Source organism: Pseudoalteromonas sp. CNC9-20 (assembly GCF_022347875.1).
GTDB lineage: Bacteria > Pseudomonadota > Gammaproteobacteria > Enterobacterales > Alteromonadaceae > Pseudoalteromonas > Pseudoalteromonas ruthenica.
In genome coordinates this window covers 361788-386348 of the sequence record NZ_JAKRFS010000002.1, presented here as the reverse complement: position 1 = coordinate 386348, position 24561 = coordinate 361788, and the positions used below count along the sequence as shown (strand labels likewise).

Sequence of the window (24561 nt, the reverse complement as noted above, 5' to 3'; positions counted from 1 at the left end):
TTGATGTACGCTGCTGTTGCTTACTTATTGATGGCCGTGGCGCTTTGTGCCATTGCCGTAGTTATTAAAATTCCCTATTTCGCAATCTTTTTCTACTGGAGCGCACTGTCGTTACTACTGGTTTCCTTGGCCTATATCGCCAATTTAGGGCGCATTTTTAGAAAGCGTCAAGATGGCAGTATTCCTTGGTATATTCGGTGGGCATTTATTCCTTTCTTATTAGGTGCGCAACTATATAACTCTTGGCAACGGCGCACAGATAAAGTGCCGCCTATTCAAGAAGTTGAGCCAGGCTTGTTTCTCGCCTGCCGACTGTTTCCTTCCGACGTGGAAACCCTTAAGCATGAAAATGTCACTGCCATACTAGACGCTACCTGCGAGTTTGATGGTTTGGACTGGTCGCTCATCGGTGAAAACATCAGTTATTTGAATATCCCTGTGTTGGATCATGCGGCGCCAAACCGCGCGCAACTGCGCCAAGCCATCAACTGGATTCACCACCACCGCAAACGCAACCGCAATGTGGTTGTACACTGTGCCCTTGGACGCGGGCGCTCGGTATTAGTGATGGCTGCTTACTTACTAGCTAAAGAGCCTGAGGCGGACTTAGACGAAGTATTGTCGCGAATTCAGGAGACCCGTGAGACGGCCAACCTCAATCGTTTCCAGCGCAAGGCCCTGAAGAAAATGCATAGCAGTGGTGAACTCGAAGTACGCAATAAAGTGTGCTTAATTGCTAATCCAGTTTCCGGACGTAAGTTATGGGGTGAAAAAAAGCACGAGATCATGTCACGCCTCAATGGCTATTTTGATATGTCGGTGAAAACCACCACAGAGGAGGTGAATGCGGCGATGCTAGCCGAGCAAGCGTTGGCCGATCATCCTGATATGATAATTGCTTGCGGCGGCGATGGCACGGTCACCGAAGTCGCCTCAGTGATCTGTAATAGCGATATCGTCTTGGGTATTATTCCCATGGGCACGGCCAACGCCTTAGCGCATGTGATTATGGGGATTGAGTCTAAAGCCTTTGGGGTTGATAAGGCCCTTGATGTGTTGATCAGTGGAGATGTTCAGGCCATAGACACAGCGCGCTGTAATGATGAGTTAACGTTGTTACTCATCGGCCTAGGGTTTGAGCAAAAAATGATTGAAAGCGCTCATCGCGACGCCAAAAATAACAGCGGCCAATTCGCCTATTTGCAAGGCTTCTGGCAAGCACTTGGCGAGCATAAGGCCAAAGATTACGAGTTAACATTGGATGATATGGCACCTCAGTCTGTGCATACAAACAGTATGATTATTGCCAATGCAGCGCCTATTTTTACTTTGCTAGCGCAAGGGCGAGGGCAACCTGAGCATGACGATGGTTTATTGGATGTCAATTGGCTCGAACCGGCCAAAGACTCCAGTGTTAACGTACTTAGTATTGCTGAGCTTGCGTTTAACAGTGTGACTCAAACTCAACTCGATGTGAATGCGCACCATACCAATGCCCGCAAGGTGCGTGTTACAGCCAATGAACCGATTGATTACGTAATAGATGGTGAAACTCGTCAGGCAGATGAGTTGGTCATTGAGATTCAGCCCTCATCATTGCGTGTAATGGCTCCGCAGCGCAACGAAGAGTCATCTTAAAAGTACAAAGTGATTGGGCCCAGGTCATTGGGCTCAATCACCTTATAGCGTTAGTTAGTGCACCCGGATTTTGCCTTGTTGCTCGGGATAAATTGGGTGGCCCTGTTTGTCTACAGCTCGCCAGATAAGCGCGCCGTTATCCTGGTTTGGGTATTTACGGGCACAGATTTTCGGCGCCCCAAACATGTCAATTACCGCTCCTTCACTGTAACGACGCTCTTCATACCAACACACCGATGTGTGCTGCGCATCGACCCAAACACGCGTTTTGGTTTTCTTGGTATCGGCAACCCCTTGCGGGGCGAACATCAGTGTTATCAATACCACAAGCGCTGTGCGCATATCGGCTTCTCCGAGGTGTAATCGTTATGTCAAGGCAACAGGCACAATTATGAGACCTGTTGCTTTGCGTGTTTAGGTGGCATCCACCTGTTGCTGCGGCGCTGCATCAGCAAAGGCTTTGAGCGTATTACAGTGCTCATAGACAGCCATGATTTTGGGGTAACGGTCCATATCGACCTTAAACCGCAGCGCGTTAAACACTTGAGGTACCAGGCAAATGTCGGCAAGCGTTGGCGCGCTGCCAAAGCAAAATGGACCCTCGCCGAGCTGATTTTCAAGGCTGTCAAAGCCGGTCACTATCCAGTCTTGATACCATTTGGTTTTCTGCTCATCACTGACATTGAGCTCTGCTGTTAAATACTTTAGCACACGCAGATTGTTGATGGGGTGAATATCGACGGCAATGGCATACGCCAGCGCGCGAATTTGTGCTTTTTCCCAGGCATCACCACTAACCAGCGGCGCCTGCGGGGCTATTTCGTCCAACCACTCTAAAATAGCCAGTGATTGACTAAGTACGCCTTGCTCGGTTTCAATGGCAGGTAGCAAGCCTTGTGGGTTTTTACTGAGATAGGGCTCACCACGCTGCTCGGATTTGAGCAAATTGACCGGTACAATGTCATGCTCCAGCTCCTTTAAATTTAGCGCAATGCGCACGCGATAAGCCGCTGATGAGCGAAAATAACTGTATAGTTTCATTATTTCTCTCCATTAAAGTGTTTTTTTATCCCTTTCCAGCAATCAAGATAGTTGCTTTGGCGTTCTTTGCCAGTTAACGCGTACTCTGTGGGAGCAATGATATAGCGGGATTCAAACATAAAGGCTAAGGTGTTTTCATAGCGTACCGGCTCAAGCTCGCCCTGGCTTGCCTTGTCGAACACTTCGGCTTCTGGGCCGTGCGGTGACATGCAATTGTGTAGGCTCGAGCCACCTGGCACAAAGCCCGCTTCTTTCGCGTCATAGGTGCCTTTAATCAGACCCATAAATTCACTCATGACATTGCGGTGGTAATAAGGCGGTCTAAAGGTGTGCTCGGCGACCATCCATCGCTCAGGGAAAATAACGAAGTCAACATTGGCCACTCCTGGGGTGCCCGAGGGAGAGGTCAATACCGTGAAAATGGATGGATCTGGGTGATCGAAACTGACCGTGTTCATGACATTAAAACGTGACAGGTCATATTTGTATGGCGCGCTGTTACCGGTCCAAGCCACCACATCCAGCGGTGAGTGCGTGATATCTGCTCGATACAGTTGGCCGCTAAATTTGGCCACCAATTCAAAGTCACCTTCTTTGTCTTCAAATGCGGCGACAGGGTATTGGAAGTCGCGGTCATTGGCATAGCCATTGGCACCCACTGGGCCGCGCTCGGGAAGAATATAGGGGTGGCCATAGTTTTCGCAGATATAGCCGCGCACGGGGCCATCGATTAATTCGACAAGGAACTTCATGCCGCGAGGGATCACCGCGATTTCTCCAGGGACAATTTCGATGATGCCGCATTCTGTACGCAACCGCAGGCCGCCTTGTTGCGGCACAAACAACATTTCGCCATCGGCGTTATAAAAGTAACGCTCATGCATCGAGGTATTGGCCACATAGATGTGAATACCAATCCCGGCTTGACCATTGACGCTACCGTTAGCTGCCATGGTCACCAAACCATCAATAAAGTCAGTATGCTCAACGGGAATATCGATTGGATCCCAACGTAACATAGTCGGTGGAGTGGGCACTTCGGTGATGGGGGCACTGCGCAGTAAGCCATTGTCCAGGGGTTGATAATCTCCTTGAACCACCGATGGGCGAATACGATATAGCCAAGAGCGACGATTGTCGGCGCGCGGCGCGGTAAACGCGGTTGTCGAGAATTGTTCAGCGTAAAGGCCATAGTTGACCTTCTGTGGGCTGAATTGACCAATTGGCAAGGCATCGGCAAGGGCTTCGGTGTCAAATTCATTGCCAAAGCCGGTCATGTATTGCAGTGTGTGTTTGCTCATTAGTAGGCTCCTGTTGTATTGTTAATCAACATACTCTCATGTGAGAGTAAATTCAAACATCACGCACAGGGCGGGTGTAACATAAATTTTACGTGTAAAGTCGATGTCATTTGATTTAAATAACTTCATCCCCTATCTACTCACCTTGTCTGGGGCCAAAGTCAGCGCCGCTTTTGCCTCTGTTTATCAAGATTCATTATCAACTCCCCAATGGCGCATTATGTGTCATTTGAGACAACAAAAATCAGGCCTAACGTCACGGCAACTATGCGACTATGCGCTATTAGACAAATCAACGGCATCGCGGGCAATTAATGGTTTGCACGCACAATTATGGGTTGAGGTGCAGCCTTGTGCGGAGGATAGGCGCGCCAAACAAGTGCGTTTAACGCCTTTGGGCGAGTCATTGATGGATGAGTTAGAGGCGAGGGCTTTGCAGTGGCAACAGAGCTTAATACCCGAGCTAAGCGCACAGGAACAGGCCTTGCTGAAAGGTTGTTTGCAGAAATTAAACCGCGCTGCAGAGGCGAGCGCCAGTCGTCAGGCATAAAAAAGGCCCACCTTAGGTGAGCCTTTTATTATCGTGTTTACTAATCATTAGAACGTATAGCGAACACCGATGCGCATTTCCCACAGTGACGCGTCGCGTTGTACAGACGTGTCTTGGTTGCCATCGTTAAAGCCGGTATAAACATAACGGCCGTTGCTGTCGATATTCATATCAACCATACGGTTGCCTACGAATGAACCTTTTTTGTAAGTGCCCCAGTCGTCGTTCAACAGGTTAGTTAGGTTGTCGATGACAAAGAACACTTCACCTTTGTGGCCTTCTGCGAAGCCCGGCAGCTGTTGCGTTACTTTCAAATCAAACTTCACATACCACTCGGCATTTTCAGAGTTACGATCGGTCACTGAGCCACGCTTCAAGCCTTCTTCTTCGATGAATGCATTGAACGCAGCGAGGTCTTCGGCACTCATGTCATAAACAACGTTTGGATCGTTTTCCAACGGTACGTACAGGAGTTGGCGTGAACCATAGCCGTAGTTGTTGAAATCGCCGAACTGGCTGTCTGCGGTATCAAACACGTAGCTGTAAGGTAAGCCTTCGCTTGCTTGACCGAGTAGGTTGAAGCGAGTTTCGTAACCATCGAAGAACTCTTGGGTGTAGCCAAGGCGCAACGTAAAGCGGTGCGGTACTTCGTAATCCGAAGTGGCCGGTCCTGGCATACCCGGATTGGTGGTTGCGAAGTTACTGTAGTTAGATGCCGCTACTGAGCTATTCATTGGGTTTACATCTTCTGAATCAGTAAATGCATAGGCCACAGTGAAGTCGATGCCGTTATCGTATGACTTGCTTAGCGCTGCCGAGATAATGGTTGATTCGCCATCATCGCCGTCTACATTGGTGAGCATGTACTCTTGATCGCGACCTTCGATGCTTTCGAAGATTGGACGACCGTCAAAGGTTGTCTCGCCGCTATCACGTAAAGCGATGTCTTGTAGGTACGCTGAATCTTGTTTTTGCGTGTGCAATACATCTAAGTTAACAACATAGTCATTTTCGAAGGTGTACGTAGCACCGACTGAGTACTTCCACTCAGACGGGATTTCAAAGTCTGGGTCGATAGAGTGAGTTGCTGAATCACCTGCGCCCGGTGTGGTTGCCGCGATTTCATCAAACAGTGACTGTGGTACGCCGTAACCCGGAGTATCACCATTGGTCATTGCTGTATTGAACAGATCGACGTCATCTGCACGCAATTGAATTTGTGTTACACCGTCGTTTTGATAAGCGCTTGACGCCCATACGTTCGGATTACCACCTGAGTAAAGACCGAAACCAGCGCGAATCTCAAGGGCATCGTCTACGAACCAGTTAAAGCCAACACGCGGTTGCAACAAGTCGACGCCATCTAGGTTTTGCTGGTTAGAGAAGCCATAGCGATTTTCAAATTGCGCATTGAAGTTTGGATAGTCGTCGCTTTGATATTTGTCATAGCGTAAACCAAACAACAAGGTCGCATCGATATCAGTGAAACTATACTCGTCTTGAACGTATAGAGTATGAACTTGGTATGAGAATTCTGCCGCTAAGTCGTTCGGATTGTTGCTGCCTGCTGCGTTATAATAATAAACGCGATCAGCGATACCTTGCTCATAATCTTCGATTGAGTCGAAGCGGAACTCACCTTCGGTGTGCTGTACGAAAAGGTTGAACACGTTCAAATCTTCATACTCATAACCGGCAGTAATAGTGTGCTGGTCAAGGTAGTAAGTACCTGAGATTTTCGCAGTCAGGTTATCCCAGTTAAGGTCGTTTGACTGACGTGAATCATCCGGGCCGATGTATACAGTGTCGTCATTGGGGCCGTAGCTGATTTGGAATTCACCGAAACCGCTAGCCGCATCAAGTGACTCTTGGCGAGCATCTAGGTCTGACTTGCCGATACGTACTTCAGTTGAGAAGTTGGCCGACCAGTCTGAGTAAAGTGAACCGACGATAGAGTAGAACTCTGCGCCACGCTCGTAGAAGTGACTAGAGAATGCCAATTCGTCGTTGTCAGCATCAGACTGTGAAAGATCAAAACCATCGTTGTAGTTATACACTACACTGGCGCGGTGATCTTCGTTAATGTTCCAGTCTAGTTTTACCAACAGCTTTTCATCTTCGATAGGCATGCTGCCTGGCGTTCCGCCGATATCGTAGTTATAAACATCGCTGGTGATTTGGCGAATGCGGTCGATATCTGATTGGCTGATATTACCATTGTCGATAGGGCCGTAATCGAACTGTTTTACCCCTTCCAACTTCTCGTAAGAGGTGAACAAGAATAGCTTATCTTCAATCAGTGGCATGCCCACATTAAAGCCGTAGCGTTTTTCGGTGTAGTTGCCGTTATCGATGTCGCCATCGATTTCGTCGATGCTGTCGCCTTTCATCGAGTCATTGGTGTAGTCAAAGAATACGCCACCGTGCAACTCATTGGTACCAGATTTAGTAACTGCGTTGATGTTACAAGAGGTAAAACTGCCGTACTGAACGTCAAACGGGGCCATTTCAACGGCGACTTGCTCTAGCGCGTCAAACGAGAACGGCTGGCGCACCGTTGGGTAACCATTTGAATTCAAACCAAAGTTGTCGTTCATACGAACGCCATCAAGGGTTAAGCTGTTAAAGCGCGGGTTAGCGCCACCACAGTGAATCGCATCGCGGCTATCGTCCACATAAATACGTGGGTCGGCACGGACAATATCTTTAATATCACGGTTAATGGCTGGTGCTGATTCTAAATCTGCTTGAGTAAAGGTCGCGGCCGGGCCGGTGCCACCTGAAAATGAACTAATAGGACGGCCGGTGACTACGATTTGCTCGATATCGCCTTTCGCTTGAAGTTGCACTGTTACTGGGTACTCTTTACCCAGTGATAGATAAACATTTTCAACGACTTGGTCTTCAAATTTATCTGAGTCGATCAGTACATTGTATGGGCCGCCAACGCGCAAGCCTTTGGCGCTAAAGTAGCCAGCATCATTGACTACAGCGGTTTTTGCAGAGCCTGTCGGCAAGTGAATAATGGTCACTTCAGTGCCTGCAGCCGGGTTGCCGTTTGGTCCAGTGATTTGACCTTTGACTGAGGATGCGGTTTCGTTAGCAAAAGCACCTGAAGACATGCCCACAGTAGCGGCAATGGCCATCGACAGTGCCGATTTCCTAAGTTGCATTTTCATGTTGTTTTCCCGTGTTTAAGTGTCATTAGTTAGACGGTCATTAATTATCGTAAGATATTAAAAACTATTATTGTTACCGTGGTATTGCGAAAAGCTAAAATTGCACATTTTATTGCAAAAATAAGCCCTTAACTCGCTCAACGGCGTGACTCTTATTGTTACTTGCTTTAAATATATTAACAGCTAAGCCTAGTTCATCGACTCATAGATGCCAGTATATCGACACACTCTGATGCGCTTGGCTTAGTGGCTGTTGAAAGTGGGTGAATTGTACCCATCATAGCCAGCTTAGTCACTCTTTTTCAGCAAATTAAAGGCCATTTGTCCGCTTTAGATTGAACTTTGTTTATAAACTGTAAGTTGGAGTATTAACCAGCAGCGGGATGTATATATCGTCGGGTGAGGCGGTTGCATAAAAGCACAGCAGAGTGTCAGGGGTATAATGATCACGAATAACCCAAGGGAAGGGGGAAGTCTAGGTATAAAAAAGCCCACCGAGGAGGTGGGCTTGAGGTTGCGATTTTCTAACTAATTAGAAAGTGTAGCGTACACCAATCTTAGCTTGCCAACCCGACGAACTCTTTGAAATAGAGTTGTAGTTACGAGTGTCGAAGCCATTGTGGCGACGGTCAATGATGATGCGACCTTCGTCATCTAAGCCACCAAAGTCATAGACTGCTTGGTCTGAATAGCTTAGGCGCTTTTCTACGCCCCAATCATCATTAAGTAAGTTCGCGAAGTTCTCAACCATCACGTAAAGCTGGCCTTTGTGGCCTTCGGCAAACCCAGGGATCTCTTGCTTGAAGCTTACATCCATGGTGGTTACCCAAGGTTGTGTGCCGGTGTTACGGCCGATGATCTCACCACGCTCAGAAATGCCTGCTTGGTTTAGCAAGGTTTCTAGCTCATTCCACGTCACCTCTGACTCACCCCAGTTGACCGCTGCGTCATCAGCGCCAGATGGAATATAGGCTAGGTAGGCTGAGTGGCTTTGGAACTCACTGCCGATATCGCCGAATTGGTAATCTTCATAGAAACCCATTGAATGGCTGTAAGGACGACCCGAACGACGCTCGAAGAACATGTTGAACTGTGATTCATAGCCTTCAAAGAACTCGGTCTTGTAGCGAAGGTTAATCTTAAAGCTGTGTTCTACTTCATAGTGACCACGGCCCACAGTATCAATATTGCGGCTCTCGACTAGCGCATGCTTATAGTTACTGATCGCGCGTGATGATGAACCAGGCGCTACTTCAGTAATATCTTGGTGCGCATAGCTTACAGACGCATACAGGCCGTTGTCCCACTCTTTGGCAAGTGCCGTGGCTAGGATCACTGAGCGACCGTTTTCGTCAGCATTGGTCATCATGATATCGTAATTTTCTTTGCGCTCACCATCATAACGGCTCTCGTAAATAACCCGACCGTCAGCTGATTCACCCACTGGAACCAAAGCGGTATTGTGCCATACTGCTTCGTTTTCTTTTTTGTGATAAACCGCTTCACCGGTCCAGCTAAAGCCATCACCTAGTAGCTCTGAATCAAACTCATATTCAAAGCCAAGTTGAGCACGAATTGAAGACGGTAATTCAAAGTTAGGGTCGGTGTAGTTAGTGCTTCCTGCGCCTTGAGTCATAGAAGCTTGGATTGCTTCAGGCACTCGGGTGATATCCGCTTCAACACCGTCTTGTGAATAGTAATCTGCAATCGCTTGCGACGTGGCTGCTACATAAGTTAGACCATCATTTTGGTATGGATTGTTATACCAAACGTTTGGAATACCGCCTTGGAAGCGACCTACACCACCATTGATGGTGAGGTTTTCGGACGCGTAGTATTTAAAGCCAACGCGCGGCAGAATGATGTCTAAACCATCAAGGTTCTCTTGGTTTGAGTACCCATAAGTGGCTAGGAAGTTTTCGTTTAGCGTGGGTTTATCATCTGATGATAAGCGCTCATAACGAAGACCGACAGTAAGTTCCAACTCATCAGTTGGATAGAATTTGTCTTCAACATACACAGCAAACTGATTACGACGTGCGTCATAGGCCGTATCATCGGCATTGTTAGTGTAAGCATTTCTGTATTCGAAGTCATAGTCGCCACGGAAGTTACCGACTTCGCGGTTTGCAAATCCGTCTAGGCTATCAAACTCCCAAATGCCTAGTGAACCGGCTGCGAATAGGTTGTATAGGCGCAGTGATTCGTACTGAGCACCGAAGTTAATTTCGTGGTCACCCCAAAAGTAAGTACCATCGAAGGTCAGGGTGAGGTTTTCCGTTTCCGATTGGTTTTTATGACGATATTCATCGGTGCCGAACTGGTAGGCAGGGCCGCGAAAGAATTCGTCTACCTTAACGCTACCAATGCTTGAGTTGGTGAGGCTGTCGCTACTGACATCTTTATAGGCAATACCAACTTCGGTTGAGAGATTACCTGACCAATCTGAGTATAGCTTAGCAGCAAAGTTGTTAAACTTGGTTTCGTAGGTATAACGGCTTGATGCCAACATTACTGTGTCGCCACCGGTACCGTAGTTTCGCTCGTCGGCGTCATCTTGCCATTGGTAGGTGAAATCAGCGCGGTGATCTTCAGCCACGTTCCAGCTTAGTTTTACCAGTAAGCTGTCGTTGGTATCTTCCGGATCACCACCAAGCTCATCGCTCAGACCGTAGGTGCTGTCGAGTATAGAAAGGAACTCATTAAAGTTTTGCTCTGAGGTATTATACTCGTGCGTTGCACCTGAGCCTTCAAAACCATAGTCCATTTCCAGTTCACTGGCCCAGCTGTTGTAGTTAACAAAGAAGAATAGTTCGTCTTCGATGATAGCGCCACCGGTGCTGATCCCGAAGCGCTTTTCAGATTGAATAGGGTCTGTCTTGGTTGTTTCGAAGGTGCGATGGTCATTCTCGTCGAGTACCGGTCTTCCATCTGCTTTTACCTGAGAAATACTCTCTACTTCTCCAGCAAGGCTTGGGTTAGTGAATTCATAGAAACCGGTGAATTCAAACTCATTGCTTCCCGATTTAGTCACCGCATTGATAACACCACCGCCAAAGTTACCTTTTTTCGCTGAAAACGGTGAGGTATCTACTGACACTTGTTCAATAGCGTCAAGTGCAACAGGTGGCTGCTCAGTGGGGTAACCGCCAAAGTTTAAGCCGAAATCGTCATTTTGGCCGATGCCGTCAACGGTTAAGCTGTTACTTCTTGGGTTGCTACCGGCAATGGTTAGCTCGCCGCTACCATTAATGCTTGCTAACGGATTCAAACGAGCAATGTCTTTGATATCGTTATTAAAGCTCGGAGTGTTAGCAATTGTGTCTTGGCCAAATACGCTGCTTGAACCGCCTGCTTTTTGCAAAATACGGTAGCCTGATACTTCGATACGCTCTACGTTGATAGGCTCAAGCTGAGAAGTGACGCGGCGAGTTTCACCTAGTTCAAGGTAGATGTTCTCCAGCTCTGCATCACTGTATTTATCTGAGTCAATGAGGATGCGGTATGGACCACCTACACGCAAACCCTTGGCGATGAACGCGCCAGAATCGTTAGTCGTAAAGGTGCTCACCGTGCCGGTAGGCTCGTGAATCACTGAGATTTGCACGTTAGGTGCAGCATCGCCTTTAGGCGTGGTGATCTTACCGCGCATTGATGATGAAGTATCGGCTGCGAAAGCGTTTGCTGACACGCCTAAAGCGAGTACGAGCGCGCCGGCCACTTTCGTTAAGCGAACGTTTTTCATTATGTTGTTTCCCGTGTTTTGTTTCATTGGTTAAACAGTGTGTAATCGAGTGAATATTTTTATTGTTATTAATTCGGTCTATTGTTGTCCGTATAGCGCGTTAAGCACGGCCGCTAGGCGTACACCCGCACGCTGCAGTTGTTGCTCCATCACTGGACGATAGGTAAATAAGTAGTCGTAGCTGACTTGCTCACCGGTATTGGCGTAAATGTCTTGCGCTAAGTGGTGAGACTCAATGAGCCACTTTTTAATATCCAGGTCTTTATTGATTGCCTTGATATCAACGCAGCATAGGAAGTCTGCGTATTCGGAATATGACAACTTTTGGCTGTCAACAAGGTCGGTATCCCATAAACGATGTAAATTGGTTTGCTCACGAAAGAAGGTGACATCGATGCGGTTACCGCCTCGGTCCTCGGCATTACCGACATGCATAGGTTGGTGAATATCGCCAATAATATGAATTAAAAAACGCAAATAGAATTGCTGCTGTTGTTGGCTTGTTTTTGGCGAGCGCAGTGCCTTCATAGCCGTTAGGATGGCTGTATAAGCGTCTTTTACATCATGCTTGTGTTCTTTTGCTGAGAAGTGCTGGTGTGTAAATTCCTCAACGGAGTCGATATTAATGTAATGCCAAGGGCTGGCCTGCTTTTGCCAGAAAGTATCGGAGGAAGAGCGCATTTCATCAGCCCAAGTACTGACTCTGGCCATACTGTGGCCCGCTAAAATGGTAGACACCTGTTGCTTTGCATTAGCATCCAAATGGTGCTCAGCAATGGCTCCTACAATACGATGACCGTTGGCGCCCCAAGCGCTCACTTTCGTTGCGAAAAAACTAACAAAAGCGAGGGTGCAAATAAGCGTCAATTTGCTCAGATGCGTATAATTGAACTGTAAACTCATTGTTGTTGTCACGTTACTGGCTTGCTTAAGTGAAGGCAAATTGTCCGGATTTTTAAGCGAAAAAACAGGACTTGATGGGATTCATAATTACTTGTTAATAAAGCATATAAAACAAATGCTTATGGTTTATAAATAAAATTACCTATTGCAATAAGTAATTATAATTGTTGAAATAGTAATTGAATTCAATAAAAGCAGCACAAAGGCCCGTGACAAGCATATTTAACAGACGTGACACTGCGCTTATCCTGGTTACATTAATGGTACTGGCGTTAACTAGTTACCTTATCGGAACAATGCGTTTTACCTTGGCAACTACGCAACTGGGTAATGTTATAGCGACTCACTACAGTTGTAATACCACCCAGCCGGAAAATAAAACGCAGCTTACGTTGTTTGCCCCAAGCGAAAATGTCGTCAAACGATTGGCTCAATCGCTATGTAAGGACACCACTGTGTCTAAGCAATACGGTGCTGTCCAAGCTTTTTGGGGAGGCTCTTCTGAGTTTGAGGTGAATGTGCTGGGAAAAGGTTTAGCGGATTTAATCCTAGCCAAGGAAAACCTCTTCAGTGCCTTTACCGCCCATGAAACCTATGGTTACTCACCGCTAGTCGGTTATCCTTCTTACACGGCCTATTTTATTGCTAGTAAAGAAAAGCCGCGCTTAGAGAAAAGCTACTTTCTTGATAAGCGCATTGGCTTAATTGAATATCCCACCAGTCGCTCTGGTCACATTATGCCCAAGCAGGTGTTTAAGGAGCTTGATATTAATATGAATAGCCTGGATATCACTTTTGTGAACTCGCACAGTGCGTTGCGAGATAAGCTAGCGCTAGGTGAAGTGGATATCATTAGCTCTTATTGGCAACAAGCAGATAACGAGCGTTTTTCTGCAAACTATATAACCGCAATCAGTGACAATATCAGTGGTAGCCATTGGTTTTTACGCCAAGCCAGTGACAACCCTGATTTAGCCTGCGCTATTCAGGGCGCTATTTTAAGCCAAGCAGAAGAGCAATCGGCACAATACTTTAAACAAGCAAAACCTTATTGGCAGTGCAGTGATTCAGCACCCGCAACATTTCAAGGAGAGCCGCTGTGAGAGCGATTAAAGTTGCATTGCTGAAGCATGTGCACAGCTGGGTTCGGCGCTTTAATGCCAATATCGCCACGGTTTTATTTGCATGCTTGGCTATGATTATCGCTTACTGCAGTTACGCAGTGGGGGCATTGAATAGCTGGCATCATCAACAGCAACAAGCGATAGCCCATGTCAAAACACGGATAGCCCTGGATGCTCAATACATTGGACTACCCAATAGGTTGTTGGAGGTACCGGGCGATCGCAAACGCGTGGTGCACTATCTTAAGCAGCTCAACACTCACCTCACATCACAAGGTTACGCAATTCAAGTGCATGCAATAGCGGGTACAACGCTCGGTAATGAGACAAGCAATCTTGAAAGCTTCAACCTCATTCGCACAGGTGGTGAGACGTTCACCGTGACGCTGTCACCAGCGGTGATGCCTCTAGCCCAGCTATTGAGCCCTTGGCCTTTCCTCATCGTGCTGTTGCTGTCTGTCGCCATGCGAGCATGGTTTAAAACCCTCCAAAGCAAATTAGATAAAGCGCGAGAAGCGGGTACGCCGATACTTGAGCGCAAGCGCCTACTCATTGATTTAGCAGATAAAAGCCTACGCTATGGTGAGCAAGGCAGGCAGGTGCAATTGGCGAACAAACCCCTTTGTTTTTATCTGGCGCTGTTGGAGTTTGGTATTGAATACCCTGAGGTGACGTTAAATCAAAATAAAGAGGTGCCACAGGAGCTACTGGATTTGGCCCATAAGTATTTTGGCCGCTTAATCGATTTAGGACACACAATTAGAAAGCGTCCCAACTTTGGCAATAGTTTAGAGAAAACGCTGAGTGAAATTCGTGCTGCACTGGATGAAGTGTTTGCAGCAGACTCGCAAGATAAAGAGCCTTATTTTCCGCCTAAAGCCCATGGTGAAGGGTCACGCTCGCGTGTCCATCACTATGGGCTTAGGGCCGTCGATGACGATGATTTTGAGGTTATTGGCAAGTAACCGGATGAGGCACGTTAATTACCTTAATAGGGCTGTGTTTGCTTACATACTCGCTCAAAATACTGGCATCCGAGTCGCCAGTGTCAACGAAGCGGGTGTCGGTGTTTAAACGCGGATAGCCATCGCCACCTGCCGCATTGTAGCTATTGATACTCATACGATAGGTCTTATCTAGCTCTAACGGTTGACCGTCAATGCGCACTGATACTAATTCATCCCCCTCGCACACCGGTGCTACTTGGTTGAAGTGGGCATAGGCGCCAGAATCGACAGGGTATGATGCGACTTTACTGATGTATGCAAAAGCCTCACGACCACTAAATTCAATGTAACCAATGCGGTTTTTAAATGGGTGTACACGAAGAATATCTTTGTAATCGATATCTCCTTGGCTGATTGAGTCACGAATACCGCCGCCACTAATGACTGCAAAATCAGCATCGACATGATTCATTTGTGCTTGGGTGATCAGCTGTCCTAAATTCGTCTGTCCAAAGCGGACTTTGTTTCTGTCGCCTTGAAGGTGAACTTCGGTATGCCCTAAAGTCACGCTTAACTTTTCTTGGCCTCTTTGCTGGTAAGGAGTTAAAAAGTCGAGCATTTCTTGGTCTTTGTTGATGTAATCACCGACCCATTCACCGGTCGCGTCTTTAAGGTTTACTGGGATCAGCTCATAGCTTTCAAGAGTCAGCTCTTCACCTAGCAGTTTAAATCGAGCATGACCCACATACTTGCCCCATTCATGGGCTTGCATGATCCAAATACCGTTTTGATTATCTGGCTGGCAGGGCATGCCTGGGCGGTAACCATCATTGTTGCTGTTCTTTGCCGCCACGCACACTGGTTCTTGGGAGTGGCCACCGATGATCATATCTACGGCGCCTTTGGGCAAATTGCGAGCTAAGGTTACATCGCCGGGGGCGTTAATGCCGTGTTGAGCATTGCTGTAGTGACCCATGTGCGTGACGGCAATAACGATATCAGGGTTGCGGCGCTCAATTTTAGGAAGCATGTTTTTGGTTGCGGTTGCGGGCTCAATAAAATCAAAATTACCGATAAAATCAGGGTTCGCAATCTTCGCGGTGTCGGTGGTGGTCAGGCCTAAAATAGCGATATTTAGATTATCTCTTTGTAACAGCGTATAAGGAGTGTAAGCAGGCTCGCCATTGCGTTTATCGATAATATTAGCGCTCAGCAACGGAAAGTCGGCCCAACGTTGCTGCTTGTCTAATACCGCTAATGGGTTATCAAACTCATGATTGCCAATGGCCATGGCATCGTAGCCTAACAACGTCATGGCTTTAAAATCAGGTTCCGCGTGTTGTAAGTCAGACTCAGGAATACCAGTATTGATATCTCCCCCTGAGAGCAACAGCACGGTATCGCCTCGTTGTTTAGCTTGTGCGCGCAACTGTTTTAGTAATGTTGCGCGCGCGGCCATACCGTATTCACCTTTATCGTTATGCCAAAAGCGGCCATGGTGATCGTTAGTATGAAACACACTAATATAGTGCGCTTGTGCGGAGTCAGAGTGTGACTCGGGTGTCGGCGTGGAGGCAGAGCATGCACTGAGCAGTGTAAGCACTGAAAGAGTAATTAGGCGCACAGGAGATTCCTATCGGCGATTATCGTTGCGCCTGATTTTAATTAAATTTTATGACAATTTCACTAGTCTGAGATGGACTGTGCAAATCCGCCTGTCTATACCCTAAGTTAAGATATTTGCTGAAGCAACCGGGCTCAGTCGCAACAGTTCAGCCAGTTAGCTCACTGTGCTGGCTTGCACAAGACGAGACGCTGGCCAGTGCAGCTTGTTCACGACGGCGTAACTCAGCACGTGCTAGGGGTGCCTGATGATGATTGATACCGACCATCCAGTTTAAAAACGATGCAGGCACTTGGCGGTACGACTCGCCTTTGTGAACACCAAAGTCGCAAATGAGATTGTTGCTGTTATCCATAGTTGTTGTTTTTAGCTGCTCAAATGATATGCACATACTAGAGAACTCTTGATAGTTTGATAAGTCGAATCTGTTTTAAAAAAGCGCAAAAAGATACTTTATAGTTATATGTTGTTAACCAATTTGTAACTGGGTTTTACCCCCAGGTATCAATTTGTTGTTATTCACTGTGCCTCATGGAAGCATGGCTTGAGTCAATGTAAAGTGGCTCAAAACAACAATATAGGAAATCCCATGAATAAACTTATTGGCTTTGGTCTGGTCGCAGCGGGGCTTACTCTTGCGCAACCTGTTCACGCGACTATCGTTGAAATGCAAACCTCCCAAGGCAGCATTCAAATTAACCTCTTTGATCAGCATACACCAAAAACAGTGGCTAATTTTCTAGGTTATGTTGAGCGTGGCGATTATCAGTTTAGTTACCTGCATCGCTCCGAGCAGGACTTTATTGTTCAGGGGGGCGGGTTTATTTACGATGGCGGGGCCGTGGCCATTGAATCCCAAGGGACGGTAGATAATGAGCCTGTGCTATCCAATGTCGCTGGCACCATCGCCATGGCTAAACGCAGTGGCAACGCTAACAGCGCGTCAAGTCAGTGGTTTTTCAATGTCGCCGATAACAGTAGTAACTTAGATCTGCAAAACGGTGGATTTACGGTGTTTGGTCAGGTCATAGGTGAGGGGATGGAGGTTGTTAAAGCCATTAATGCGCTGCCTACTTGTTCTAGCACGCCGGTCGTTGATTACAGTACGGACGAATGCCAGCAAGGCGCTGAGCTAACGGCAAACAACCTAGTTATTGTTAACGACGTTATTGTCATTGATGATGACCCCAATTCGGCGGCAAACTTGACTCCGGTTGAAAATACCTTAATTGATGAACCTGTCGAGCCAGGGGATGATTCAAGCTCAGGTGCATTTTGGTGGTTGTTACCTCTTAGCTTGTTGATTCGCTGGCGCCGTGCGTAAGGCAAGCCTAATCGGCGTGCTAGGGTATCGCTAGCGCGCCGTTTCTTGGGCGGGTATTAGAGCATGCGCAACATCAACATGATCCACATCGCCAGCACGGTGATGCAACCAAACAAAAAGAGGTAGTAACGTGTTTTTAGGTGGTTACTACTAATATGGACCACAGTGTGCGCAAGGCGCAGTAGTACAAAACCCCAAGCCAAGGCGGTGAAAGCGTAGCCGGTGGTTTGTGTAATTAATGCAGTGAGCACAGCAACATAAAATAAAACTGGGATTTCGAATTGGTTAATAAAGTTACGCCCGGCCACTTGCACTGATTCCGGGGCGTTGTCGAGATCCATAGTGGCAAATTGTTGCATTTTAATTTGCTTGTTGCGTGCGGCAGCAAAACGACGTCGCCCCATTATTACCATCACCACAAGGGTTAACAGTACTTGCGCGAACATTGCCAAAATAAGCCATTGGTGCACGTTAATCTCCCATTACTCGTTATTATTTATAAACATCCCAGACCATACCTGAATTACTCTTATTATTCGAGTGCCAGAAAAGGTAGTCAGTGTTTTCATACATTGTTACAAACTTGATAGCTTTTTCATTGCATTTTCATCAGTGATTTTTGATCATAAAAGAAAACGTCCACTTATAAGAGACAAATTCATGAAAAAGACATTAGCACTGAGTGCCCTGAGCCTTGCCGTACTGGCTGGTTGTAAAAGTACATCGACGCCTTCACAAAGCGAACTGACTCAGCAATTGATCCCGGAGAACTTAGTTGTGAGCCCTAACGACAAGCGGGCCTACGAGACACTGACGTTGGACAATGGCATTGATGTGGTGCTGGTTTCTGACCCCAGTGCTGAGAAATCTGCGGCGGCATTAAGCGTGGGCGTTGGGCTTTTGCACGACCCGATGTCGCAACAAGGCATGGCGCATTACCTCGAACATATGCTGTTTTTAGGCACTGAACGCTACCCCGATACCAAGGGCTACAGTGACTTTATGACCAAAAATGGCGGTGCTCATAACGCTTATACCTGGCTCGATATCACCAACTATATGTTCAAAGTGAATAACGATGCCTACGCTGAGGGGCTTGACCGTTTTAGTGACTTTTTCAAATCGCCAAAGCTGTACCCTGAGTACACTGATAAAGAGAAAAACGCGGTCAATGCTGAGTGGTCGATGCGCCGGGAAATGGACTTTTTCGGGCAGTTTAAACTCGCGCGTAAAATGATGGGTGAGCACCCAGCAAACCGCTTCCTGATTGGTAATTTAGAGACGTTGGGCGATAAAGAAGGGAGCTCATTACACCAAGAAACGGTTGATTTCTATAACCAGTATTACTCCGCGAATATAATGAAAGTGGCGATGATCTCCAATCGCCCACTCAATGAAATGCGCCAGCTAGCGAAGCAATATTTCGCCAATATCGAAAATAAAAACATTGAAGAGCCACAAGTGAAGGCTGAACTGGATTTTGATCAGGCTGGTGGCAAACGTATTTACTACAAGCCCAATGAAGATGTGAAACAGCTGAAGCTTGATTTCACGATTAAAAATAACATGGATAAGTTTGCCCTTAAGCCGAACCGCTTTGTGGCCTACTTACTTAGCAATGAAATGCCAGGCTCTCCAGCGCAAATACTGCGTGATAAGGGCTGGGTCTCACAATTGAGTGCCAATGCATCAGCGAATATGTACGGCAATTATGGCGCGTTGTCAGTGGATATTGAACTGACAGATGCAGGGATGCAAAACCGTGAACAAATCGTCGCTACGGTTATGCGTTACATTGAGCTTATCAAGGAAAATGGTGTTGATGAGAAATACTTCGACGAAATTCGAACGTCGCTGAATAACCAGTTTCAGTTCTTAGAGAAAAGCGATGAATTTAGCTATGTTTCTTCGTTAACGCAAAGCATGCAGGATTATCCGCTCACCAACGCAATTAACGCGCCTTACTATTATGGTGAGTTTAATCCGCAGGCAGTGCAGGATGTGCTGACACAGCTTAACGGCGAGACCTTGCGAGTTTGGTATATTTCTCAGCAAGAGCAAACCGATAGTCAACTGCACTTCTACGACGGCGAATACCGCATTGAAGATATCAGTAGCGAAGAGCAAGCAAGTTGGCAGCAAGCAAGCGAGTTTGCTTTGTCTTTACCCAGCGTTAATCGTCTGCTGCCACAGCATTTTGATATCAAAACTCGTGGCTACGCGGCGCAAACTAAACCGGTTGTGAGCTACGATAAAAACGGTATCAAAATCTGGCAGCAGCCGAGCCAACATTTTGCTGAGCAGCCTAAGGGGTTGGTCGAGGTGTATGTTAATTCACCAGCGCCCCAAAACGATATGACAGCTAAGGTGTTAATGAATTTGTGGGCCGATTTATACAATTTGTCGCAAACCGCGTTGGCAACCGAGGCCTCTATTGCTGGCATGTCGGTAGGCATGGACCCTGGTAACGGGTTTACTCTCACTGTCGGCGGGTTCACCGATAAACAGCCAGAATTGTTACGTGAAGCGCTAAGCAACTTGCAGGTTGAAGTCGATGAACAAGCATTTAATCAAGCCGTAGACCGCTATGTACGAGCACTAAACAATGCGCAGCAGCAATTTCCTTTTTACCAAGCGTTTGATGAGTACTCCAACCTAGTTCGCTCTGGCAGTTACGACACCGAGGCGCTGATTGCCAAAGCGCAATCACTTACGGTAGCGGACTTAGAGCAATTGATGAACCAAGTGTTGACGCATAACACAGTGCGGGTATTTGCTTTTGGTAACTATGATCAAAGCAGTATTGACGTCATTGCCAAAAATATTACTCAGGCGCTGCCGACGCAAAAAGAAGATAGCCAGTATACGCGTTCTCAGTCTTGGCAACCTAAGCAGGGCGAAACCTATGTTGTTCATAAAGACATAGAGGTGGCTGATGTCGCTATTATTGACATGGTTTATCACCCGACCCCAGGTTATGCGCAAAAAGCAGCGGCTGCGGTATTACAAGGGCACTTCCGTACGGTGGCTTTTGATAAACTGCGCACTGAAGAGCAGCTGGCTTACGCCGTTGGTGCTATCGCCCGTCCACTTGAGGACTATGCCGCCATAGGGTTGTTTATTCAAACCCCGGTCAAAGGTCCGAAGGCAATGCAGGCCCGTTTTGATAGCTTCAAGCAACAATATCAACAAGAGCTTAATGAGATGGATGAGGCGACGTTTGCGCAACTTAAAAATGCCACTCTCGTGGCGCTCAAAGAGCAGCCAAAAAATCTAAAAGATGAACTTGGACGTCTTATTACCGATTGGTATCGCGAACAGTTTGATTTCAACAGCCGTAGCCAACTGATTGCGGCGGTCGAGCAACTGACGCTTGCAGACATCCAAGCATTCTACCAGCAAACGATGATGAACCCAGAAGCCGCAAGGCTCAACGTGCAGCTTCGTGGCAGTAAATTTGCCGACAAGGATTTCGCTGATTTACCTGAGCAAACCAAGGTAGAATCGGTGGCTGACTTCCAAAAGCAAATCAGCTGGCAGCAGTAGTTTACTGGATAATAACGTGCAGAAAAGGCTCCCATGGGAGCCTTTTTTATGTGTTTAATTTAGCCTTGATTAAAGTGCTGAGGAAGGGCGTTAGCAATCTCTTTCAAACTGGCTTGCCATGCTTTACTCAGGGCGGATGCCAAAGCAGCGTAGCCATCTTGTGCCAGCGGCTCGCTTTGGCTAAAGCGCGCCATACTGAGTACGTGTAATTTACCTTTCTCATCAACTCGAGATAAACGCCACAAGCCTGCTATTTCTGCATTGTTATCGAGGCCACCGTTAAAATGGTCGATGTCGATATCGAGCTGATAAAACGATGACTGCAGCTGCTCGGCGTAGACATCAGCCCCTTTGACGACCAGCACTTGCTCTAATGTAGCCATTAGCTGCAACTGGGCGCTACTTTCGAGCATGAGTGCTGGGCTATCGGCCCAAAAATGGTAATTAGCGCTGTATATTTCTTGCGGTGAGCGTCGTACTACCATGGCACGGTTATTAAGGTTACCGCGTAAACTGATAGGGCTTAAACGCAATAGGTGTTGGGTCTGGTCATCGGTGCGTAACAGGTTGTTATTAAACAGCGCGTTATCTAACTGGTAGTAGCGGATACTGATACTTCGCGAGTCTGTGGCGCAGCCTTGTATCAGCAATGCCAGCGTCAGTAATAAAATAAGTCGAACCATTAGTTATCACTCCTTGGCAGCGGATCAGCAGGCAGCTCTTTATCAAAGATCAGCATATTAGGTTGCTCCTTTAATCCTTTCGATAGGGGCTGCAGTTCATCCATTAGGCGCTGCATTTGCTCAAGTGAAGACTGCATTTGTTGATACATTTTCGAACCATTTTGGAAGCTCGCCATGGTCACCTCAAATTGCTCCATGCTTTGCTCAAATTGGCGCATACTTTGGCTAATATCAGCCATATCTTGGGTAAACTCTTTGGGCAGCGCTTTCATACTCGGGTCGCTCATGAACTGGCGCATATCCACAGCAAGCGTTTCATAACGGGCCATGGTGCTTTCAAACTGAGCCAAACTTTCTTCTATACGAAGGCCTTTAACCTTATTGAGTACATCATTAACTTGGTTGGCCAGCACCGTGATGCCGCTGGAGGTACTGGGGAAAACAGTGTAGTCGCCGCGTTGTGTTAAGCCGACCAATTCACTATCAGGATAGATATCAAAATCAACGTAAACGGCGCCAGTAAGCAGGTTGCCAGGCTTCAAAGAAGCTTTAAGTCCTTGTTGCAGGAGCTCATCAACATGAGATTGCCAAAACTCCCTCGCTTGTGTTGAGTCGCGGTACAAGCGCCCATACTCGATACGTATAAGTACCGGAACGGCATTGCTGGTATTGCTAAAGTGAGCAGGGCGACCATCAATCATAACCTCAGCCGGGACTTGCTCGACAGTGCCTATGCGCATACCCCTGTATTCGACCGGCGCACCCTCTCGTAGGCCGCGAATAGACTGCTCAAACTCAATGAGGTAGTGCTGGTAATCATAAAATCGCTGTTCTAGCGCAGCTTTATAGCTGTCACTTAGGCTAAAGGTGTGGTCTTGCTTGGCGACTGCTCCTGGAGGATCGCCCTCTGGGGTAGCCAGCGAAATACCTCCCTTTAGCATTTTCGCGATCGACCCTGTTTTGACGTTGATACCATCAGCGGATAGGTCAAATTCGAGTCCTGAATTAACCCAAAAGACCGTGTTTAACGTCACCAGGTTTTCGTACGGCGCATTAATAAATAAACCGTAACGCATCACTTGTTGTTGCCAATCAAAATTGGCAGTTTCGATTTGGCCGATTTTATACCCTTTGAAGTAAACCCCTGTGCCCACCTCAAGCACTTCAGCATCTCGGCTGATTAACTTGTAACGCCCGCCTTTGACATCATTGGCAATCAGTGCGGGCTCCTCTTGCAATTCAAAGCGCTCGGTGAGCTGTTTACTCTCGCCAGGGGCGAATTCTAAATAAACACCCGAAAATAAAGTACTAAAGCCGGTGACTCCACTTTCATCCACGCGCGGTTTGACCACCCATATTTTTGCATCTTCAGTGAGTAAGTTATCGTAGTGGTTATCGACTTGAGCTCGGGCGATAACATGGTCGCGGCTTGACGCCAATCGAATTGCATCGACAGTGCCTATTTTTACACTGCGAACTTTGATTTCTGTTTTACCGGCGACGATACCCTCAGCATGGGGCATTTTGATGTAAATAGTTTGCCCTTGCGAGAGTTGGTGTTGCAGTAACATCCAAGCACCAACAAACAAGGCGATGATAGGGATCAGCCAAATAGGGGACAGTTTAGGCGCCGTTTTAATGCGCGCAGTATTACTCATTCACGACTCTCTTCACTTTTTCAGGGGGATCCCAAATCAAACGTGGATCAAAAGCATGGGCCGCCATCATTTGGCAAATAACCATCGCTGCGAAACATAACGCGCCCAACCCGGGTTCGACCAGCATCAGGTTGCCTAGCTGTACTAAGGCTACCAAGATAGCAACAACAAATACATCAATCATCGACCATTTGCCAATAAATTCAGTAACCTGATATAGCCGAGTGTACACCATAGAGCGGCGACTGGCTTGGCGGTAAACCATCACGCACAAGGTCGCAAGCACCAATGCTTTAGCAAATGGCACCACCACACTGGCAAGGAAGATAATCGAAGCGATGGGGTATGAACCACTTTGCCACAACAGTATTACGCCGCCAATTAGCGTTGATGGCTCTCTGTCTCCCAAGCTGGTGGTATACATGATAGGCAGTACATTGGCAGGAATGTACAACAGTACCGACGTCACCAGCCAGGCAGCGGCCTTTTGTACACTTTGCATATTGCGATAATGCGTAGTGCTATGACAGCGTGGGCATAATTTGTCGTAGGTAAGTTGCTGGCAAACATGGCAGGCGCGTAGATTGACATCAATAGCCCTCACTCCTTTTGGAACAGCGACCTCTTTATGAGGGGCAATCTGTCGCCACAGTCGAGGACGGTTGACGTAAGATAGGGCACCTATATATGTCAGCACAAACCCGCCATAGGCCCAAAAGCTAATACCAAAGGTAATGTCAGCCATAGACATTATTTTAACCATACTGACCAATACGCCGACGAGGAAAATCTCCGACATCACCCAGGTATCCAATGCCAGGGTCAATTTCAGCAGCTTACGTCCCCAATGCTTTGGCAAGGTGCGCAAAAAACCTAAGTGTAAAGGCAGCAGTAACAACAGCATCACTAAGGGTAAGATAATGATACTGATATCAATAAATATCCCTAACAGGGTGCTGTCGTAGTTAAAAAGCATGCGTCCGGCATCAGGCAAGGTCATAGTTTGCGTGATGCCTCGACTGGAGAACGAAATAAAAGGGTAAAACACTGAGCTCAATAATAAAATAATGGCACTCAGGGTGAGGGCTACAACTTTAGGGTCGTTATTGACGTTGCTTGCATTTAAGCTCGAGTGACAGTGAGGGCACTGGGCAACTTGTTTGGCTTGTAGTCGCGGCACATCGACCACTAGATCACATTGCGGGCAGGCCAGTTGCATGTTTTCTCAAACTTTATCCAGTTAACTGCTAATGTTAGAGCATAGCGCTTATTTTATGTAATTCCTAGTGACTAAGGAC

General features: G+C 47.1%; 18 protein-coding genes. 6 read left to right on the top strand and 12 right to left on the bottom strand.

Annotated features, from left to right (window positions below; genetic code table 11):
* Positions 1 to 3 precede the first annotated feature (3 nt).
* Complete coding sequence (locus MHM89_RS05370) at positions 4 to 1638, top strand: diacylglycerol kinase family protein (protein WP_045979891.1); 1635 nt, start codon at positions 4 to 6, stop codon at positions 1636 to 1638.
* 54 nt (positions 1639 to 1692) lie between these two features.
* Here MHM89_RS05370 and MHM89_RS05365 read toward each other — a convergent pair whose 3' ends face one another.
* From MHM89_RS05365 to hmgA, 3 genes are all read right to left on the bottom strand, one after another.
* Entirely contained in the window at positions 1693 to 1980 is a 288-nt protein-coding gene (locus tag MHM89_RS05365) for a DUF1496 domain-containing protein (RefSeq protein ID WP_239408288.1), read from the bottom strand.
* 72 nt (positions 1981 to 2052) lie between these two features.
* The gene (gene maiA, locus MHM89_RS05360; RefSeq protein ID WP_022945209.1) at positions 2053 to 2679 is read right to left on the bottom strand and encodes a maleylacetoacetate isomerase; all 627 of its coding nucleotides are present in this window, start codon (positions 2677 to 2679) and stop codon (positions 2053 to 2055) included.
* Positions 2679 to 3980, bottom strand: coding sequence for a homogentisate 1,2-dioxygenase (gene hmgA, locus MHM89_RS05355; protein WP_045979892.1), 1302 nt, complete (start codon positions 3978 to 3980; stop codon positions 2679 to 2681). The genes maiA and hmgA overlap by 1 nt, the downstream gene beginning before the upstream one ends.
* A gap of 103 nt (positions 3981 to 4083) precedes the next feature.
* On the opposite strand from hmgA, the gene MHM89_RS05350 reads away from it, so the two are divergent.
* Entirely contained in the window at positions 4084 to 4530 is a 447-nt protein-coding gene (locus tag MHM89_RS05350) for a MarR family transcriptional regulator (RefSeq protein ID WP_239408287.1), read from the top strand.
* 47 nt (positions 4531 to 4577) lie between these two features.
* Here MHM89_RS05350 and MHM89_RS05345 read toward each other — a convergent pair whose 3' ends face one another.
* From MHM89_RS05345 to MHM89_RS05335, 3 genes are all read right to left on the bottom strand, one after another.
* Positions 4578 to 7709, bottom strand: a complete 3132-nt coding sequence (locus MHM89_RS05345; RefSeq protein ID WP_138508325.1) for a carboxypeptidase regulatory-like domain-containing protein — start codon at positions 7707 to 7709, stop codon at positions 4578 to 4580.
* A 532-nt stretch (positions 7710 to 8241) separates the two neighbouring features.
* Positions 8242 to 11454, bottom strand: coding sequence for a TonB-dependent receptor (locus tag MHM89_RS05340; RefSeq protein WP_239408286.1), 3213 nt, complete (start codon positions 11452 to 11454; stop codon positions 8242 to 8244).
* Positions 11455 to 11532: 78 nt separating this feature from the next.
* Complete coding sequence (locus MHM89_RS05335; RefSeq protein WP_239408285.1) at positions 11533 to 12357, bottom strand: S1/P1 nuclease; 825 nt, start codon at positions 12355 to 12357, stop codon at positions 11533 to 11535.
* 455 nt (positions 12358 to 12812) lie between these two features.
* Here MHM89_RS05335 and MHM89_RS05330 point away from each other — a divergent pair, with 455 nt between their 5' ends.
* Together MHM89_RS05330 and MHM89_RS05325 are read left to right on the top strand one after the other, a co-directional pair.
* A complete protein-coding gene (locus tag MHM89_RS05330) occupies positions 12813 to 13460 on the top strand; it encodes a phosphate/phosphite/phosphonate ABC transporter substrate-binding protein (protein WP_239408284.1) in 648 nt (215 codons plus the stop codon).
* Positions 13457 to 14446 carry a hypothetical protein gene (locus tag MHM89_RS05325; RefSeq protein WP_239408283.1) on the top strand — a complete coding sequence of 330 codons (990 nt, stop codon included), beginning with the start codon at positions 13457 to 13459 and terminating at the stop codon, positions 14444 to 14446. The genes MHM89_RS05330 and MHM89_RS05325 overlap by 4 nt, the downstream gene beginning before the upstream one ends.
* On the opposite strand, the gene ushA is transcribed toward MHM89_RS05325, so the two are convergent.
* Together ushA and MHM89_RS05315 are read right to left on the bottom strand one after the other, a co-directional pair.
* Positions 14433 to 16052, bottom strand: coding sequence for a bifunctional UDP-sugar hydrolase/5'-nucleotidase UshA (gene ushA / locus MHM89_RS05320; RefSeq protein ID WP_239408282.1), 1620 nt, complete (start codon positions 16050 to 16052; stop codon positions 14433 to 14435). The genes MHM89_RS05325 and ushA overlap by 14 nt on opposite strands.
* Positions 16053 to 16200: 148 nt before the next feature.
* Positions 16201 to 16407, bottom strand: a complete 207-nt coding sequence (locus MHM89_RS05315) for a hypothetical protein (protein WP_151174291.1) — start codon at positions 16405 to 16407, stop codon at positions 16201 to 16203.
* Between the two features lie 234 nt (positions 16408 to 16641).
* Between MHM89_RS05315 and MHM89_RS05310 the strand changes: the two genes are divergently transcribed.
* A complete protein-coding gene (locus MHM89_RS05310; protein WP_138508319.1) occupies positions 16642 to 17376 on the top strand; it encodes a peptidylprolyl isomerase in 735 nt (244 codons plus the stop codon).
* Positions 17377 to 17432: 56 nt separating this feature from the next.
* Here MHM89_RS05310 and MHM89_RS05305 read toward each other — a convergent pair whose 3' ends face one another.
* The gene (locus MHM89_RS05305) at positions 17433 to 17846 is read right to left on the bottom strand and encodes an MAPEG family protein (protein WP_239408281.1); all 414 of its coding nucleotides are present in this window, start codon (positions 17844 to 17846) and stop codon (positions 17433 to 17435) included.
* A gap of 190 nt (positions 17847 to 18036) precedes the next feature.
* Between MHM89_RS05305 and MHM89_RS05300 the strand changes: the two genes are divergently transcribed.
* Positions 18037 to 20922: an insulinase family protein gene (locus tag MHM89_RS05300; protein ID WP_239408280.1), complete on the top strand. Its 2886-nt coding sequence runs from the start codon at positions 18037 to 18039 to the stop codon at positions 20920 to 20922.
* Positions 20923 to 20981: 59 nt separating this feature from the next.
* Here the strand turns inward: MHM89_RS05300 and MHM89_RS05295 are convergent, their stop codons facing one another.
* The 3 genes from MHM89_RS05295 to MHM89_RS05285 are packed head-to-tail and all read right to left on the bottom strand — an operon-like array spanning position 20982 to position 24482.
* Positions 20982 to 21605: a PqiC family protein gene (locus MHM89_RS05295; protein ID WP_239408279.1), complete on the bottom strand. Its 624-nt coding sequence runs from the start codon at positions 21603 to 21605 to the stop codon at positions 20982 to 20984.
* Positions 21605 to 23263 (bottom strand): intermembrane transport protein PqiB, encoded by a 1659-nt coding sequence (pqiB, locus tag MHM89_RS05290; RefSeq protein ID WP_022945195.1) that lies wholly within the window; start codon positions 23261 to 23263, stop codon positions 21605 to 21607. The genes MHM89_RS05295 and pqiB overlap by 1 nt, the downstream gene beginning before the upstream one ends.
* Entirely contained in the window at positions 23256 to 24482 is a 1227-nt protein-coding gene (locus tag MHM89_RS05285; RefSeq protein ID WP_138548974.1) for a PqiA/YebS family transporter subunit, read from the bottom strand. The genes pqiB and MHM89_RS05285 overlap by 8 nt, the downstream gene beginning before the upstream one ends.
* Positions 24483 to 24561: the final 79 nt, after the last annotated feature.

Bases quoted from the DNA above. Each gene is read 5' to 3' on its own strand.
- MHM89_RS05370 (WP_045979891.1), top strand. From the start codon at position 4: ATGTACGCTGCTGTTGCTTACTTATTGATGGCCGTGGCGCTTTGTGCC.
- MHM89_RS05365 (WP_239408288.1), bottom strand. From the start codon at position 1,980: ATGCGCACAGCGCTTGTGGTATTGATAACACTGATGTTCGCCCCGCAA.
- maiA (WP_022945209.1), bottom strand. From the start codon at position 2,679: ATGAAACTATACAGTTATTTTCGCTCATCAGCGGCTTATCGCGTGCGC.
- hmgA (WP_045979892.1), bottom strand. From the start codon at position 3,980: ATGAGCAAACACACACTGCAATACATGACCGGCTTTGGCAATGAATTT.
- MHM89_RS05350 (WP_239408287.1), top strand. From the start codon at position 4,084: ATGTCATTTGATTTAAATAACTTCATCCCCTATCTACTCACCTTGTCT.
- MHM89_RS05345 (WP_138508325.1), bottom strand. From the start codon at position 7,709: ATGAAAATGCAACTTAGGAAATCGGCACTGTCGATGGCCATTGCCGCT.
- MHM89_RS05340 (WP_239408286.1), bottom strand. From the start codon at position 11,454: ATGAAAAACGTTCGCTTAACGAAAGTGGCCGGCGCGCTCGTACTCGCT.
- MHM89_RS05335 (WP_239408285.1), bottom strand. From the start codon at position 12,357: ATGAGTTTACAGTTCAATTATACGCATCTGAGCAAATTGACGCTTATT.
- MHM89_RS05315 (WP_151174291.1), bottom strand. From the start codon at position 16,407: ATGGATAACAGCAACAATCTCATTTGCGACTTTGGTGTTCACAAAGGC.
- MHM89_RS05310 (WP_138508319.1), top strand. From the start codon at position 16,642: ATGAATAAACTTATTGGCTTTGGTCTGGTCGCAGCGGGGCTTACTCTT.
- MHM89_RS05300 (WP_239408280.1), top strand. From the start codon at position 18,037: ATGAAAAAGACATTAGCACTGAGTGCCCTGAGCCTTGCCGTACTGGCT.
- MHM89_RS05295 (WP_239408279.1), bottom strand. From the start codon at position 21,605: ATGGTTCGACTTATTTTATTACTGACGCTGGCATTGCTGATACAAGGC.
- pqiB (WP_022945195.1), bottom strand. From the start codon at position 23,263: ATGAGTAATACTGCGCGCATTAAAACGGCGCCTAAACTGTCCCCTATT.
- MHM89_RS05285 (WP_138548974.1), bottom strand. From the start codon at position 24,482: ATGCAACTGGCCTGCCCGCAATGTGATCTAGTGGTCGATGTGCCGCGA.